The organism is Hornefia porci, assembly GCF_001940235.1.
GTDB classification, from domain to species: Bacteria; Bacillota; Clostridia; order Peptostreptococcales; family Anaerovoracaceae; genus Aminicella; species Aminicella porci.
Genome location: NZ_MJIE01000001.1, coordinates 106970 through 122474 on the forward strand (window position 1 = coordinate 106970; position 15505 = coordinate 122474).

Here is a 15505-nt window from a genome sequence, read left to right on the forward strand (position 1 = left end):
AACCATAGATGAACAGAGAATTTATCGAGGCCATGGAGCAGCTCGAGAAGGAAAAACACATTTCCAAGGACGTCCTGCTGGAAACCATTGAGTCGGCGCTGGTCTCCGCATACAAAAAAAATTACGGAACGGCGCAGAACGTCCGTGTGGTCATTGATCCGGACGACGGTGAAATCGCGGTGCTGATGCGGAAGGATATCGTGGCGGAAGAGGATATCGAGGACGATATGATTCAGATGTCTCTCGAAGAGGCGCATGAAATCGACCCCCGCTATGAAATCGGCGACGCGATCGAGTTTGCCGTGACGCCCAGAGATTTCGGCCGTATCGCCGCACAGACCGCCAAGCAGGTGGTGGTTCAGAGAATCCGCGAGGCGGAACGCGGCATGGTGTATGACGATTTCATCACTCGTCAGGGAGAAATCGTCACGGGAACCGTTCAGAGAAAGAGCGGCGAGACCATGTTTATCAATATCGGACGCGCGGAGGGGATTCTGTCCGCGAACGAACAGGTTCCGGGAGAGCATTTCAAGGTACACCAGCGCCTGAAGGTCTACATCATGGATGTCAAGAAGACCACCAAGGGTCCGCAGGTATTCCTGTCCAGGTCGCATCCGGGGCTGGTGAAAATGCTGTTTGAGCTGGAGGTTCCGGAGATTCAGGACGGTACAGTGGAAATCAGAGGAATTGCCAGGGAGGCCGGATCACGGACCAAGATGGCGGTTTACTCGGAGGACGAGAACGTCGATCCGGTAGGCGCCTGCGTCGGAACCCGGGGCAGCCGTGTGCAGTCCGTTGTGGACGAACTGAACGGTGAGAAGATCGACATCATTTTCTGGAGTGATTCCCCGGAGGAACTGATCGCCAACGTGCTGAGCCCGGCCACTGTGGAAGAGGTGATCATCGAGGATGAGGAAGAGAAGACGGCAACCGCGATCGTTCCCGATTATCAGCTCTCTCTGGCTATCGGCAAGCAGGGGCAGAACGTGCGTCTTGCGGCGAAGGTCAGCGGATGGAAAATCGATATCATGAGCCACACGCAGTATGAGGAGGCTCTAGAGGCTGCGGAGGCTGAATACGAGGAAGAGCCGGCGGACGCCGAGTACGACGAGGAGCTTCCGCAGGAGGAAGCGGTTGAGTCCGAGTACGATGAAGAGCTTCCGCAGGAGGAACCGGCTGAGATTCTGGAAGACGAAGAACCGGAAGAATTTGACGAGGAGCCTGAGGATATCGACGGACCGGCAGAGGAAGAAGCTGCAGATACCGCAGAACCGGAGGAACCTGGAGATGCCGAAGACGCAGAGGCCGTAGAAGAGCCTGACGAAGAGGTGGGTGAAACGGTTGAGCAGAAAGAAGAGTAGCGACAGGAACAGAGTGCCCATGCGCCGATGTATCGGGTGCATGGAATCAAAGCCGAAGCAGGACCTGATCCGCATCGCTTTTTACGAAGGGGAGCTGAGCGTAGACCCGGGAGGAAAGGCGAAGGGCCGGGGGGTATATCTTTGTCGCAGCAGAGAATGCGCCGCCCTGGCGAAAAAGAAAAACGCGCTGCAGAGAAATTTCAAACAGAATTTCTCCGGCGAAACCATAGAACGGATTTTCGAGGAGCTGCTGAATGCTGAACAATAAACTGTCCGGTTATCTGGGGTTTGCCACAAAGGCAGGCAGGCTGCAGACCGGATATAACACATGTCTGTCGCTGATTGAAAAGAGACGAGTCAGATTATTGATTGTTGCGGAAGATTCATCGATGAACACCGTGAAAAAGATGTCTCAGAAATGCAGGACGAATGGAACAGACGTAAGAATTTTCGGTACAAAGAAAGAATTATCAGGGATCACGGGCAGAGGCGAAAGCAGTGTGTTCGCCATTACAGACAGCAATTTCGCCGGCGTGATCCGACAGGAGATTGACCGCATACAATCAGAAAGAGAGGTGTTCTAATGACGAAAAAGGTATTTGAACTTGCCAGAGAGATGGGTGTCTCGAGCAAGGACCTTATCGGAAAGGCGGAGAGCCTCGGCATCGACGTGAAAAACCACATGAGTGCATTGTCGGATGCCGATATAGATAAGATAAAGAGCGGGGCCGGGAAGCCTGCCGCAAAGAGCACATCCGGCGGACGCAAGGTGCCGGTGGGACGCCCGATCGTGGACGAGGAGTTTCTGGCGAACAAAAAGAAACCCCCCGTCGGGAAGCCGCTGGTCAACGAGGAAATGCTGGCCAGAAGGGAAAAGGCCAAGGCAGAGGGTAAGACGGATACAGCTCCGGTGAAGCCGGCTGCGAAGGAGCCTTCTGCGGAGAAGCATTCCGCGGATACAAAGGAAACTCCCTCGATGAAGAAAGCTCCGGAAAAAGAACCGGAAAAGAAATCCGTGAAGAAGCCGGAGCAGGAGAAGCAGGCAGCTGCCGCAAAGAATCCGGCAGAGAAGCCTGCGACCGCAAAGCCTGCCGCAGAAAAGCGGGCACCGGCAAAGAAGGAAGCCGATAAGCCCGCACAGGAGAAGAAGGCGGCGGAACAGCCGGAAGGCAAGGACGCAAAAGGAACAAAAGAAACAAAGGTGCCCGCGGAGACAAAGGAAGTAAAGAAGGAGCATGTCGTCAAGACCGTGGAGTCAGAGCGTGCGAGCATGCCGCATATCAAAATCATCTCCAGGGCGAAGGATCAGAAGAAGGCCGAGGCCGCGAAGAAATCCGCCGACGGACGCAAGAGCGACGACGGACGCAGATCCTCCGACCGCAGCGGCCGGCGAACCGGAAATGACAGAAAGAACGACCGCCGGACGAAAAAGAACGGCGGCGACGAGCGCGGAAACCGCCGGAGAAGCGGCGCGGAAGGCGGCGAAAACCGCGACTCCCGCGGAGGAAACCGCCCGCAGCGCAATAGCGGCGGCGGGAACCGTTCGGCCGCACCGGCGGCCGGGACCGGCGACAGCAGGAGCGGAAAAGGCCGTCGCGACGACCGCCGCAGCCATGTACGCCGTGACGATCGCAACAAATTCTCCAAGTTCGAGAAGAAATCTCTGGAGAAGAAGGAAAGAAAGAAATACACCAAGCCGAAACAGGAAGCGGTCGAGGAGGTCATTGAAGAGACGCTGCCGGAGGGCACTATCCGTGTGAACGTGCCGATCACAGTAGCCGGATTCTGCGAGCAGGCAGAGGTTTCAACCTCCAGAGTGATCATGACGCTGATGAAGCTGGGCATTATGGCGAACATCAACCAGAATATCGATGAAGATACTCTGATGGTGCTGGCAGACGATCTGGGAATCAGCGTCGTCGTCGGACAGGTCGAAGAAGAGGAAAAAGAAGAAGGCATTGAAGACTTCAAGGACAGAGAGAAGGATCTGAAGCCGCGGCCGCCGATTATTACGGTAATGGGACATGTAGACCATGGAAAGACTTCTCTGCTGGACGCAATCCGGAAGACGAACGTCACCTCCACCGAATCCGGCGGAATCACGCAGGCGATCGGTGCTTCCGAGGTCAGCATCAACGGGCAGAAGATCGTGTTCCTCGATACTCCGGGACACGAGGCGTTTACCGCCATGCGTGCGAGAGGCGCCCATGTGACGGATATCGCAGTGCTGGTTGTCGCGGCGGATGACAGCGTCAAGCCGCAGACGATTGAATCTATCAGCCATGCGAAGGCGGCGGGCGTTCCGATTATCGTCGCGATCAACAAAATGGACAAGCCCGGAGCCAATCCGGATCTTGTCAAGAAGGACCTGGCCGACCACGGAGTCCTGGTTGAAGACTGGGGCGGCGATGTGATCAGCGTTCCGGTATCGGCCAAGACCGGAGAGGGCATCACGAACCTTCTGGAGATGATTCTGCTGCAGGCGGAGGTTCTGGAACTGAAAGCGAACCCGAACCGTCTGGCGATGGGATCGGTTATCGAAGCGCGGCTTGACAGATCCAAAGGCCCGGTCGCATCTCTGCTGGTTCTGAACGGAACACTTCAGGCGGGTCAGAGCATCGTTGCCGGAACCTGCTCCGGAAGGATCAGACTTATGGTGAATGACAAAGGAGAGGCCATTAAAAAGGCAGGCCCGGCCACTGCGGTGGAAATTCTGGGTCTGACTGATGTGCCGCAGGCCGGAGACGAATTTAATGCGGTTCGTGACGACAAGGTGGCGCGAGAGATCGCTGCCCGCCGCCAGGAAAAACTGCGTGAGGAGGTTCTGGCAAAGAATTCCTCGATGACGCTGGACAAGCTGTTCAGTCAGATTCAGGAGGGGGATGTCAAGGAACTGAACCTGATCATCAAGGGAGATGTCCAGGGCTCTGTGGGAGCGCTGAACTCTTCACTGGAAAAGCTGAACAACGAAAATGTCAAGGTGAATGTGGTACATTCCGGCGTCGGTACGGTATCCGAATCCGATATCATGCTGGCGGAGACCTCTGGTGCGGTCATCATCGGATTCAACGTACGGCCGAGTACGGCGGTGACCACGATGGCAGACCAGAAGGGCGTGGAGATCCGTCTCTACCGCGTCATCTACGATGTGATCAACGACGTAGAGGCCGCGATGAAGGGCATGCTGGATCCGGAATACCGGGAAGAGGTTCTGGGCAAGGCCGAGATCCGGGATACGTTCAAGGTACCCGGAGTGGGCGTTGTGGCCGGCGCTTATATCACAGAGGGCAAGGTCGTCCGGAACGAGGATATCCGGCTGGTGCGTGACGGTATCGTTATTCACGAGGGAAGGATTTCCTCCCTGAAAAGATTCAAGGACGACGCGAGGGAAGTTGCTCAGGGCTATGAATGCGGAATCGGTATCGAGGACTATAACGACGTGAAGATCGGCGACGTCATCGAATGCTTCACGATGGTGGAAATCGAACGATAATAACGATAATGATAGACGGTGATAATTATGGGAAAAGGTTACAGACAGGGACGGATCGGTGAGGAAATACGGAAGATCATCAGCCGGATGCTGCTCCGGGAGCTGAAGGACCCGAGACTGTCGGGCATGATCAGCATTACCGGCGTGGATGTGACCCGGGATAACAGCTATGCCACGTGCTACGTGACGATTCTGGACACCTCCGGAGATGAGGAAAAAGAACACGAGCGGCAGGCACAGGCGATTGAAGGTCTGGAAAGCGCCAGGGGGCTGATCCGCCGGGAAATCGGAAAGGAAATCAAGCTGCGCCATGTGCCTGAACTGATTTTCAAAATAGACCGGTCCATGGAGTACGGACGGCACATAGACGAAGTAATCCGGAAACTGGAGCATAATGATGAATAACGACAGTCTGAAGACAATCAGCGGGGTTCTGTCCGGCGCGGAGCGGATTCTTCTGTTTCCCCACATTAATATGGACGGGGACGCACTGGGATCCGCCGCGGCGCTGTGCCATGTGCTGCGGCGCATGGGCAGGGAAGCCTTTGTGCTCCTGGAGGACAAAATCCCGGACAATCTCGCGTTTCTCGACCGCGGATACTGCACCTTCGATGCTGACCGGATCGGGGAACCGGATCTGTGCGTCTGCGTGGACTGCGGTGATGCCGGACGGTTTCCGAAACGCAGAGAGGCGTTTATGCGGGGAAAGACGACGATGTGCATCGATCATCACGCCACCTCCGATCCCTTCTGCCGGTACAACCTCATCGACCCGGGAGCATGCGCCACCGGAGAACTGATCTACAAAGTAATCTGCGCGATGGGGCAGGAAATCGACAGAGAAACGGGCGAAGCCCTGTTTGCGGCCATCACCACGGATTCCGGAAATTTCCAGTATTCCAATACGACAAAGGAAACCCATGAGATTGTGGCTTCTCTGTACGACTCCGGACTGGACGCCAACGGAGTCAGCGTGAAAATTTATGAGACGGTGAGACTGGAGAAACTGAAAATCCGGGCCCGCGTGCTGGAGAATATCACGCTGTACGGCGGCGGCCGTCTCTGCATAGGCTTTGTTACACAGGAAATGCTGAAAGAAACCGGCGCACTGATGGAGGAAACAGAAGGAGTCGTCGCGGAGCTGCGGTCTATTGACGGCGTACAGATCGCGGTATTCATCAAGGAAGAGGAAGAGCGTCTCTGCAAGGTCAGTCTCCGGGCAAAGAGCGTCGGGGACGTGGCGGAGATCACGGCGGCATTTGACGGCGGAGGACACAAAAAGGCGGCCGGATGCACGCTGCACTGCACTCTGCGGGAGGCAGAGGAGAAGATGCGCGCGGCGGCTCTGGAGAATCTTGAACGATATGACAAATGACGGAATTATTATAATCAATAAGCAGCAGAACATGACTTCTCACGATGTGGTCGCGCAGGTCCGCCGGATTTTCGGGATTCGCAGAACCGGCCATACGGGCACGCTGGATCCCATGGCGACAGGGGTTCTGCCTGTGTGCGTGGGACGGGCGACCCGCATTATGGAATACCTGGATCTGGATTTGAAAGAGTACCGCTGCAGCATGAAGCTGGGCCGCAGAATGGATACCCAGGACGTCTGGGGGCAGGAAACGGCGCGGGTTCCTCCGGAGAGAGTGAATCTGATTCGCCGGGAAGACGTGGAGGAGGCGTTCGCAGTTTTTCACGGCGTGATTTCCCAGACGCCTCCGATGTATTCCGCGGTACGTGTGAACGGAAAAAAACTGTATGAGTACGCTCGTGCCGGAGAAACGGCAGAAGTAAAAGCGAGGAAAATTTATATCGACCGTCTTACAATTGAGGCGATGGATCTGGGTCGCGGATACGAGAGTACCGTGACTTTTTCTGTGAGATGTTCTAAAGGAACATACATCCGTGCCATCTGTGAGGAGGCGGGAGAACGTCTGGGTGTTTACGGAGCTATGTCGGCGCTGACGCGGGAGGCTTCCGGGATCTTCAGAATTGAAGACGCGGTGGAACTGACGGAGCTTGCGGCGATGGACAAAGAACATCGGGAGCGGCTTCTGATGAATATTCCTGATCCTCTGGTTCATTTCGGCGAACTGGAGGTACGGGAATACGACGCGAAGCGCCTCCTCAACGGGCTTCCGGTATGGACCGGTCACTGCACATTCAGACGCGAGCCGGAATACCGGGATAAGGACTTTCCACTGCCGATACGCCCGGAATTCCGAAGGGCCTACAAGGCGTTCGGACCGGTGGAGGGAAAGATGACTTTCCTGGGCGTGGTATTTGCGGATGAAGCTTATGAGAACGTAAAGGCGGACAAGATTTTTTATACGAGAGGTTGACTGATTTGATTATTTTTGAAGAGCTTGATGAAATCAGAGATATGGAGCCGACGGCAGTCGCGCTGGGAAATTTTGACGGCGTGCATCTGGGACACCAGAAGCTGATCAGCAGGGCGGTGGAATGTGCGGAGCAGCGGGGACTGAAATCTGCGGTGTTCACTTTTTCCAATCATCCCAGGGATCTGCTGCCCAAGGCGAAGAAAGTAAAGTCTATTTTATACAAAAACGAAAAAGCGGAGATCATCGAATCGCTGGGGGTGGACTATCTGATTAATGTCCCGTTCACCAGAGAGATTATGAATATGGATCCGGTGAGCTTTATTGAAGAGATTCTGCTGAACAGGTTTCATATGAAGGCGGCGTTCTGCGGTTTCAACTACCGGTTCGGCAAGGAGGCGGCGGGCAATCCGGGAGTTCTGGAAAACATCGGAATTGACCGCGGCTTCACGGTCTACGAGATGCCGGCCTACAGGATTAAGGGAAACGTGGTGAGCAGCTCGCTGATCCGGACGATGATCGCTTCAGGTCAGGTGGAACGCTGCAAAACCTACATGGGCAGAAATTATGAAATCGGAGGCGAGGTCGTCGTGGGAAACCGGCTCGGACGCAAGCTTGGATTTCCGACGTCGAATCTCGTCATCGATCCCGATATGGTCACGCCTCCCAACGGCGTTTATGTGACTTACTGCGATTACAACGGGGTTCGCTATCCCAGTGTGACGAATGTGGGAAACAAACCGACCATCGGACGGTACGGGAAAAATGTGGAGACGCATATCTTCGATTTTGACCGCGAGCTGTACGGAAAAAAGATTATTGTGGAGTTTCTGAAGAAAACCCGGGACGAGGTACGGTTCGACGATGTAAAGGAGCTTTCCGAGCAGATTGTCCGCGACTGCAGGGAAGCGAAGGAATATCACGAGATGCTTGCGGAGCAGGAACGGCAGGAGCAGGAATTTTCCGCGGCGGCGCGGGAAGAGAAAGCGACGCCGGACGATGATGAGAACCGGGAGGACAGGTGATGAAGGAACTTTTGATGGGAAATGAGGCCGTGGCTCTGGGAGCGCTGGCGGCAGGCGTTCAGGTGGTCTGCGGCTACCCGGGCACGCCCTCGACCGAGGCGCTGGAAACCGTTGCGAAGAGGAACCCGGGCGGCGTCTATGTGGAGTGGTCGGTAAATGAGAAGGCGGCCGCGGAGGTCGCAGCGGGTGCGTCCTGCAGCGGAGCACGGTCGATGGTCACCATGAAGCAGATGGGGCTCAATGTGGCGGCGGATCCGGTCATGTGTGTCAACTATCTGGGGGTTCGCGGAGGAATGGTCATCTATGTGGCGGACGATCCCGGACCGATTTCCTCGCAGACAGAGCAGGACACCCGGAGCTTCGGCCGGTTTGCCCATATTCCGGTGCTGGACTGCGGTTCTCCGGAGCAGGCGTTCCGCCTGACGCAGGATGCCTTTGTTCTCTCAGAGGAAAAGGGCTGCCCCGTGATCCTGCGGAGCACCACCCGCGTCTGTCATTCCTGTGCGGCCATCGACGTTCCTGAGATTCATGCTCCCGGGGGAGCATCCGGCTTCGAGAAGGATCCGCGATGGGTCATCTTCCCGCGGCTTTCCTATGAGAACAAAAAGAAACTGATTGCCCGGGAGAAGCTGCTTGAGGAGGAGTTTTCAGGGTATCGGGAAAACCGCATCAGCGGCTCCGGTCCCATCGGTATCGCCTGCGGCGGAATCAGCGGCGCCTATGTGAGAGATGCGATTGCGGGAATCGAGGGATATGAGGAGAAATTCACTCTTCTGGAAATCGCTTCACCGTATCCGTTTCCCCGGGGACTTGCGGAAAAATTTCTGGATGCGACGGAGCAGACCATCGTGTTCGAGGAACTGGATCCGTATATTGAAGATGCACTGACGGAGCTGTGCGGAAGAGAGCAGCGGATAGGGAAGGTTCTGGGAAAACGGACAGGCGCTGTCCCCGTGGCGGGAGAACTGTCCGCCCTTACGGTTCAGCAGTGCCTGGAGAGGGCCTTCAGGATTCCGGGAGCACTGAAGCCGGGAGAATTTCCGGATGCGCCGGAGATGCCGGTGCGCCCGCCGGTGCTCTGCGCGGGATGTCCTCATCGGGGAGCGTTTTATGCGGTGAAACGTGCGACGGCAGGGAGAAAATCGGTATACTGCGGCGACATCGGCTGCTATACTCTGGGGAACGCGGCCCCTCTGGACATGGTGGATACCTGTTTGTGCATGGGAGCTGGAATCACCATGGCGCAGGGAATCCGGCACGTGGATCCGGATACGCTGTGCTTTGCCTTTGTCGGAGACTCCACATTCTTCGCCAGCGGAATCACAGGCGTGGTCAACGCAGTGTATAACCGGGCGGATATGATTCTCGCTGTGCTGGACAATTCCACTACGGCGATGACCGGCCATCAGCCCCACCCCGGAATCGGGCTTACGATGATGGGAACCCGGAGCCGCCCCGTGGATATTGAGCAGGTGCTCCGGGGCGTCGGCGTGACCAGTGTGCGGACGGTGGATCCGCTGGATCTGAAGTCTTCTGAGGAGGCGGTCCGGGCGGCTGCGGAGGAGGAAGGCGTGCGCGCCATTATTTTCCGATCGCCCTGTATCGCTGTCACAAAGCCGAAGGGGTGCATGGAGGTCCGGGAGAAGGACTGCGTCGGATGCAGAACCTGCATCGACGAGATCGGCTGTCCGGCGGTCCTCATGAAGAACGGAACTGCCTTCATCGACGGCAGCCTGTGTACGGGATGCGGCCTGTGCGCGCAGCTCTGTCCGGCAGACTGCATTACAATGGAGGTGAGCGAATCATGAAGAATTGTCTTTTGTGCGGCGTCGGCGGACAGGGAACGGTGCTCGCTTCCCGGATCATCGCGGCGGCGGCCATGGCGAAGGGGCTGGACGCCAGAACGGCGGAAACCATCGGCATGGCGCAGAGAGGCGGCAGCGTGGTCAGCCATGTGCGTATCGGAGAAGTACCGGGAGAAAAGGTCACCGGACCGCTGGTTCCGGAGGGGAGTGCAGATGTGCTCATCGGATTTGAACCCGGGGAGGCGGCGCGGAATCTCAGGTACCTCCGGTCGGACGGAGTGGTGATCGTCTGCGAACAGGAGGTACGGCCCGTTACAGCGTCTCTGGGACAGAGCGGATACCGGGGTGAGGATGCTGTGGCATATCTGAAACAAAAAGCGGCGCGGTGCTTTGTCATCGATGTGGAACGAATCTGCGGGGAGTGCGGCTCTCCCAGGGTGACCAATGTGGCTCTCGTGGGCGCGATGGCCGGAACCGGCGCGATGTCGCTGACAGTTCCGGATGTGGAAAAGGCGCTGGAAACCCGACTCAGACCGTCGCTGCTGGAGATGAACAGAAAGGCTCTCAGAATGGGAGCAGAAGGAATGAATCAGCTATGAAAATGAAACAGGAAGCGCTGGAACAGATCCGGGCGCAGATGAAGAGAATGAAGGAAGCGAAGGGCTTCTACGCGAAAAAGCTGGAAGGCATCGAGCCGGAGGATATCCGGAGTCAGGAGGATTTTGAGAAGCTGCCTTTTTCCGAAAAGGCAGATCTGAGGGACGCTTATCCGCTGGGACTTTCTGTGGTTCCGGAGGAAAAGATTGTCCGGATCCATTCCTCCAGCGGCACCACCGGAACGCCGGTCATCATTCCTTACACGCAGAAGGATGTGGAGGACTGGGCGGAGCTGTTCCGCCGCTGTTATGAGATCGCGGGGATTACGAATAAAGACCGCATCCATATCACGCCGGGCTATGGTCTGTGGACGGCCGGCATCGGATTCCAGCTGGGAGCGGAACGTCTGGGAGCCATGGCGGTCCCCATGGGGCCGGGCAATACGCCGAAGCAGATCCGGTTTATGGAGGATCTCCATACGACAGTGCTTTGTGCCACCTCATCCTATGCGCTGCTTCTCGCCGAGGAAATTGAGAAGAGGGGCGTCAGAGACCGCCTCAGTCTGCGGAAGGGCGTCATCGGTTCAGAGCGCTGGGGCTCCAAGATGAGGGAGCGCATCGCTCATGAACTGGGAGTGGAACTCTATGATATCTACGGACTGACTGAGGTTTACGGACCGGGAATCGCGATCAACTGCGAATATAATACCGGCATGCATTACTTCGACGATTTCTTCTATTTTGAGATTATCGATCCGAAAACCGGAAAGAATCTGCCTGACGGTGAGCTGGGCGAGCTGGTCATCACGACTCTGCAGAAGGAGGGTGCTCCGCTGATCCGTTACCGCACTCACGACCTGACACGCATCATTCCGAACGACGTTCCCTGCCCCTGCGGACGGACGCTGCCCCGCATAGATGTGATTCTGGGACGGACGGACGACATGGTCAAGGTGCACGGCGTCAATATGTTCCCGGGACAGATCGAGGACGCGCTGAAGGAGGTTCAGGGCGCCAGCAGTGAATATCAGGTGTTCATCGATCACGAAAACGGGAGAGACAAGATCACTCTGTTCGTGGAAACCGGGCTGGAAAAGGACGGTTACAAGGAACTGGAGACGCAGATCAAGGCGACCGTCAAATCCCGTATCGGCGTGGCGGTCATTCCGAAGGCGGTGGAGATCGGCGACCTGCCCAGGAGCGAGAAGAAGACGACGAGAGTCTTCGATTACCGGTATTAGGGCGCGGGCGGCGAAACCGCGCCCCGCACCGTGAAAAGTTCTTGCAATAGGGTGGCGCCTATGGTAAAATACATTGGCAGAAATACTACCTTCAGCTTGGTTACTCGCTGACTCCGGCGGTGACTCAGTGAAGGCGTATGACATCAGAAAGGAGATAGAAACATGATTACAAAGGAAAAGAAGCAGGCGATTATTCAGGAATATGCAACCGGGGACAATGATACGGGCTCTCCCGAGGTTCAGGTCGCTATTCTGACAGCCAGAATCAACGAGCTGAACGAGCATCTGAAGGAGCACAAGCACGACCATCATTCCAGAAGAGGTCTTCTGAAAATGGTAGGTAAGAGAAGAAACCTTCTGAACTACCTGAAGGAAGCGGATATCGAAAGATACAGAAGCCTGATCACTCGTTTAGGATTGAGAAAGTAGTACTGGAAAAATTTAGGCGGGGTAACTACCCCGCCGATTTTTGTAGATATGACAGAAAACGAGCAATAAACAGGAAGGAGTTGTTTATTCGAAATGGCAAGATTTACAGATTACAGAACATTTAAAATGGCGATCGGCGGGAGGCTTCTTCAGCTGGAGATCGGCAAGGTGTGCGAGCAGGCGAACGGACAGGTTATGGTGAGGTACGGAGAGTCCGTCGTCAACGTTACAGTATGCGCCTCCAAGGAGCCGAGAGAGGGAGCGGATTTTTTCCCGCTGACCTGTGATTATGAGGAGAGAATGTACGCCGCGGGCAAGATCCCGGGCGGATTTATCCGCAGAGAGGGCAGACCCAGCGAGAAGGCGATCCTCAGCTGCCGTCTGATGGACAGACCGCTGAGACCGCTGTTCCCCAAGGGCTTCTATAACGATGTCAGCGTGGTGGCAACAGTCATGTCCGTGGATCCGGACTGTGAGACGGACGTCATGGCGATGATCGGTTCATCGGTTGCGCTGGCGATTTCCGATATTCCGTGGGACGGACCGACCGGTTCCGTTCGCGTGGGACGGGTGGACGGAGAATTCGTCATCAACCCGACGCTGGAGCAGAGAGAGGTCAGCGATATCAATCTGACGGTTGCCGGAACCGGCGAGGCCATCATGATGGTAGAGGCCGGCGCAGAGGAAGTGCCGGAGAGCGTTATGCTGGACGCTATCTTCTACGCTCATGAGGAGATTAAAAAGCTGGTCGCCTTCATCGACGAGGTGGTGGCAGAGGTCGGAAAGCCGAAAATGGACATCAACCTCATCACTCCGCCGGAAGAGCTGGAGAATGCAGTCAGAGCCTTCGCCACGGACAGAATGAATACCGCGCTGCATACTCCCGACAAGCTGGAACGGCTGGACAATATGGACGCCGTCGAGGTGGAGACACAGGAGCATTTCGCGGAGGAATTCCCGGAAGGCGAAAAAGACATCGCGAGTATTTTGTTCCAGATCACAAAGGAATGTATGCGCGCTATGGTTCTGGACGAGGGCGTGCGTGTGGATAACAGAAAACTGGACGAGATCCGTCCGGTCTGGTGCGAGACCGGAATGCTGCCGAGAGTACACGGCACAGGACTGTTCAAGAGAGGGCAGACCCAGGCTTTGTCCGCGTGTACACTGGCGCCTCTTTCCGAGGTGCAGCGCATCGACGGACTGACAGAGCAGACGGAAAAACGCTACATTCACCACTATAATTTCCCCGGCTATTCCACGGGAGAGCCGAAGCCGCCCCGCAGCCCGGGACGCCGTGAGATCGGGCACGGAGCCCTGGCGGAGAGAGCGCTGCTGCCGGTGCTTCCGGACAAAGAAGAATTCCCTTACGCGATACGCGTGGTTTCGGATATTCTGTCTTCGAACGGCTCCACGTCGATGGCCTCCACATGCGGCTCCTGTCTGGCGCTGATGGACGCCGGCGTCCCCATCCGCAGACCGGTTGCAGGCATCGCCATGGGACTGATTGAGCGCGTGGAAGAGGACGGAACCAGCAAGATGGCAATCCTCAGCGACATTCAGGGAATGGAAGACTTCATGGGCGACATGGACTTCAAGGTAACAGGAACGGAAGTGGGCGTCACTGCCATGCAGATGGACATCAAGGTTCACGGACTGTCCAGAGAAATCATGGAGCAGGCGCTGAGACAGGCCCGCGAAGGCAGAATGCACATCATGGAAATCATGAAGGAGGAAATCGCGGAGCCGAGACCGGAGCTGTCCAAGTATGCGCCGCGCTGCATCTCCATGACCATCGATCCGGATAAGATCCGCATCGTCATCGGACCGGGAGGAAAGACCATCAACAAAATCGTGGACGAATGCAATGTCAAGATCGACATTGACGAAGACGATCTGGGACTGGTCACCATCTATTCCGAGAACATGGAAGGCGCGGAAGAGGCCCGCAGACGCATCGAGCTCCTGACCAAGGATGTTGAGGTCGGTGAGGTCTACGAGGGCACTGTCATGCGCATCATGAACTTCGGCGCGTTCATCGAGGTTCTGCCCGGCAAGGAGGGTCTGCTCCACATCTCCAAGATGGCGAAGGGCCGTGTCGAGAGAGTGGAAGATGTGATGAACATCGGCGACAAAGTCATGGTCAAGGTTTACGAGATCGACAAGCAGAACCGGATCAATCTGGTTCGTGCGGACCTGGACAAATAAATTTCAGACAAAAAAAGGGGCTGCCGCACCGGCTGAACCGCGTCAGAGTGATATGCTCTGACCGGGGGGGTGCGCAGCTCCTTTCTGTTTGCTGTTATGCTCCGGATTCCGCCGATTATGCTCCGGATTCCGCCGATTATGCTCCGGATTCCGCCGATTATGCTCCGGATTCCGCCGATTATGCTCCGGATTCCGCCGTCTGCTCTGCGGCAATCTGTCTGCGGGAAATCCGGCGGCAGAGGTATACGAAGGGCGTGTCCGCAAGACTGGTGACGATGAAGATCACGTAGGAGGAAATCATGATTGAAACCAGTGTCCCCGCAGGATAGGTGCCCGCAAACGCGAAGAACGGATAGAGTACGGTGTTCAGCAGCTGGGAGACCAGCGTGGAACCGTTGTTCCGCAGCCAGAGGAAACGGTCCCTGTCGTGGAATTTCCTCTCGGTGAAGCCCCACCATTTGTGATAAAGCCATACGTCAAAGAACTGGACGATGACATATACGGCGAGGGAGGCGGCCATAAGTCTCGGCGTATGCGAAAAGACGGTTCTGACGGCAGGCATCGCGAAGTCGCCGGAGGAGGGGGTGTACAGGAGCCAGGAGGAGGAGATGACCACAAAGCACAGGGAGGTGGCTATTCCGATGCGGACGGCACGCTTGGAGTCCTCCTTTCCGTATATCTCGCTGACGATGTCGGTGACCAGGAAGGTGGAGGCGAAGAGGATATTACCCAGCGTCATTTCCATTCCGAAGGCGCGCACCAGAATCAGCACCTCGATATTCGCCGCGATGGTGGCCAGCGCGATCCACATATACAGGCCGTGCTCTCCCAGAAGCCGGTAGCAGACCACGACGGCGCTGTACTCGACGAGAAGCGTAAGAATCAGAATCAGTTCATTTGTAAGCATTGCATTCTCCTTTTTCTGAGCAGAAAAAACCGGCGTCTGGGAACCAGAAAAACGCCGGGCATATCATACTCGTTAAGTCCGTAGTTTTGTTTATAGACAGG

General features: G+C 56.2%; 14 protein-coding genes. 13 read left to right on the forward strand and 1 reads right to left on the reverse strand.

Annotated elements, in window-relative coordinates; translation table 11 throughout:
* The first annotated feature begins 8 nt into the window (after positions 1–8).
* The 13 genes from nusA to BHK98_RS00500 all read left to right on the forward strand — a co-directional run bounded on the left by nusA (position 9) and on the right by BHK98_RS00500 (position 14497).
* Positions 9–1361, forward strand: a complete 1353-nt coding sequence (gene nusA / locus BHK98_RS00440) for a transcription termination factor NusA (protein WP_075711725.1) — start codon at positions 9–11, stop codon at positions 1359–1361.
* Positions 1342–1629 (forward strand): RNase P modulator RnpM, encoded by a 288-nt coding sequence (gene rnpM / locus BHK98_RS00445; RefSeq protein ID WP_245796790.1) that lies wholly within the window; start codon positions 1342–1344, stop codon positions 1627–1629. Before nusA ends, rnpM begins: the two co-directional genes overlap by 20 nt.
* A complete protein-coding gene (locus BHK98_RS00450) occupies positions 1616–1945 on the forward strand; it encodes a L7Ae/L30e/S12e/Gadd45 family ribosomal protein (RefSeq protein ID WP_075711726.1) in 330 nt (109 codons plus the stop codon). The genes rnpM and BHK98_RS00450 overlap by 14 nt, the downstream gene beginning before the upstream one ends.
* Positions 1945–4854, forward strand: a complete 2910-nt coding sequence (infB, locus tag BHK98_RS00455) for a translation initiation factor IF-2 (protein ID WP_075711727.1) — start codon at positions 1945–1947, stop codon at positions 4852–4854. The genes BHK98_RS00450 and infB overlap by 1 nt, the downstream gene beginning before the upstream one ends.
* 27 nt (positions 4855–4881) lie before the next feature.
* A complete protein-coding gene (gene rbfA, locus BHK98_RS00460; RefSeq protein WP_075711728.1) occupies positions 4882–5259 on the forward strand; it encodes a 30S ribosome-binding factor RbfA in 378 nt (125 codons plus the stop codon).
* Positions 5252–6229, forward strand: coding sequence for a DHH family phosphoesterase (locus BHK98_RS00465; protein ID WP_158024435.1), 978 nt, complete (start codon positions 5252–5254; stop codon positions 6227–6229). Before rbfA ends, BHK98_RS00465 begins: the two co-directional genes overlap by 8 nt.
* Complete coding sequence (truB, locus tag BHK98_RS00470) at positions 6219–7199, forward strand: tRNA pseudouridine(55) synthase TruB (protein WP_075711730.1); 981 nt, start codon at positions 6219–6221, stop codon at positions 7197–7199. The genes BHK98_RS00465 and truB overlap by 11 nt, the downstream gene beginning before the upstream one ends.
* 5 nt (positions 7200–7204) lie before the next feature.
* The gene (locus tag BHK98_RS00475) at positions 7205–8221 is read left to right on the forward strand and encodes a bifunctional riboflavin kinase/FAD synthetase (RefSeq protein WP_075711731.1); all 1017 of its coding nucleotides are present in this window, start codon (positions 7205–7207) and stop codon (positions 8219–8221) included.
* Entirely contained in the window at positions 8221–10029 is a 1809-nt protein-coding gene (iorA, locus tag BHK98_RS00480; protein WP_417448539.1) for an indolepyruvate ferredoxin oxidoreductase subunit alpha, read from the forward strand. The genes BHK98_RS00475 and iorA overlap by 1 nt, the downstream gene beginning before the upstream one ends.
* On the forward strand, positions 10026–10625 hold the full coding sequence (locus tag BHK98_RS00485; RefSeq protein WP_075711733.1) for an indolepyruvate oxidoreductase subunit beta: 600 nt from the start codon (positions 10026–10028) through the stop codon (positions 10623–10625). The genes iorA and BHK98_RS00485 overlap by 4 nt, the downstream gene beginning before the upstream one ends.
* On the forward strand, positions 10622–11863 hold the full coding sequence (locus BHK98_RS00490) for a phenylacetate--CoA ligase family protein (protein WP_075711734.1): 1242 nt from the start codon (positions 10622–10624) through the stop codon (positions 11861–11863). The genes BHK98_RS00485 and BHK98_RS00490 overlap by 4 nt, the downstream gene beginning before the upstream one ends.
* Before the next feature lie 162 nt (positions 11864–12025).
* Entirely contained in the window at positions 12026–12292 is a 267-nt protein-coding gene (gene rpsO / locus BHK98_RS00495) for a 30S ribosomal protein S15 (protein WP_075711735.1), read from the forward strand.
* Positions 12293–12385: 93 nt separating this feature from the next.
* Positions 12386–14497 carry a polyribonucleotide nucleotidyltransferase gene (locus BHK98_RS00500; RefSeq protein WP_075711736.1) on the forward strand — a complete coding sequence of 704 codons (2112 nt, stop codon included), beginning with the start codon at positions 12386–12388 and terminating at the stop codon, positions 14495–14497.
* A 178-nt stretch (positions 14498–14675) separates the two neighbouring features.
* Here BHK98_RS00500 and BHK98_RS00505 read toward each other — a convergent pair whose 3' ends face one another.
* Positions 14676–15404 (reverse strand): queuosine precursor transporter, encoded by a 729-nt coding sequence (locus tag BHK98_RS00505; RefSeq protein WP_075711737.1) that lies wholly within the window; start codon positions 15402–15404, stop codon positions 14676–14678.
* Positions 15405–15505 lie beyond the last annotated feature (101 nt).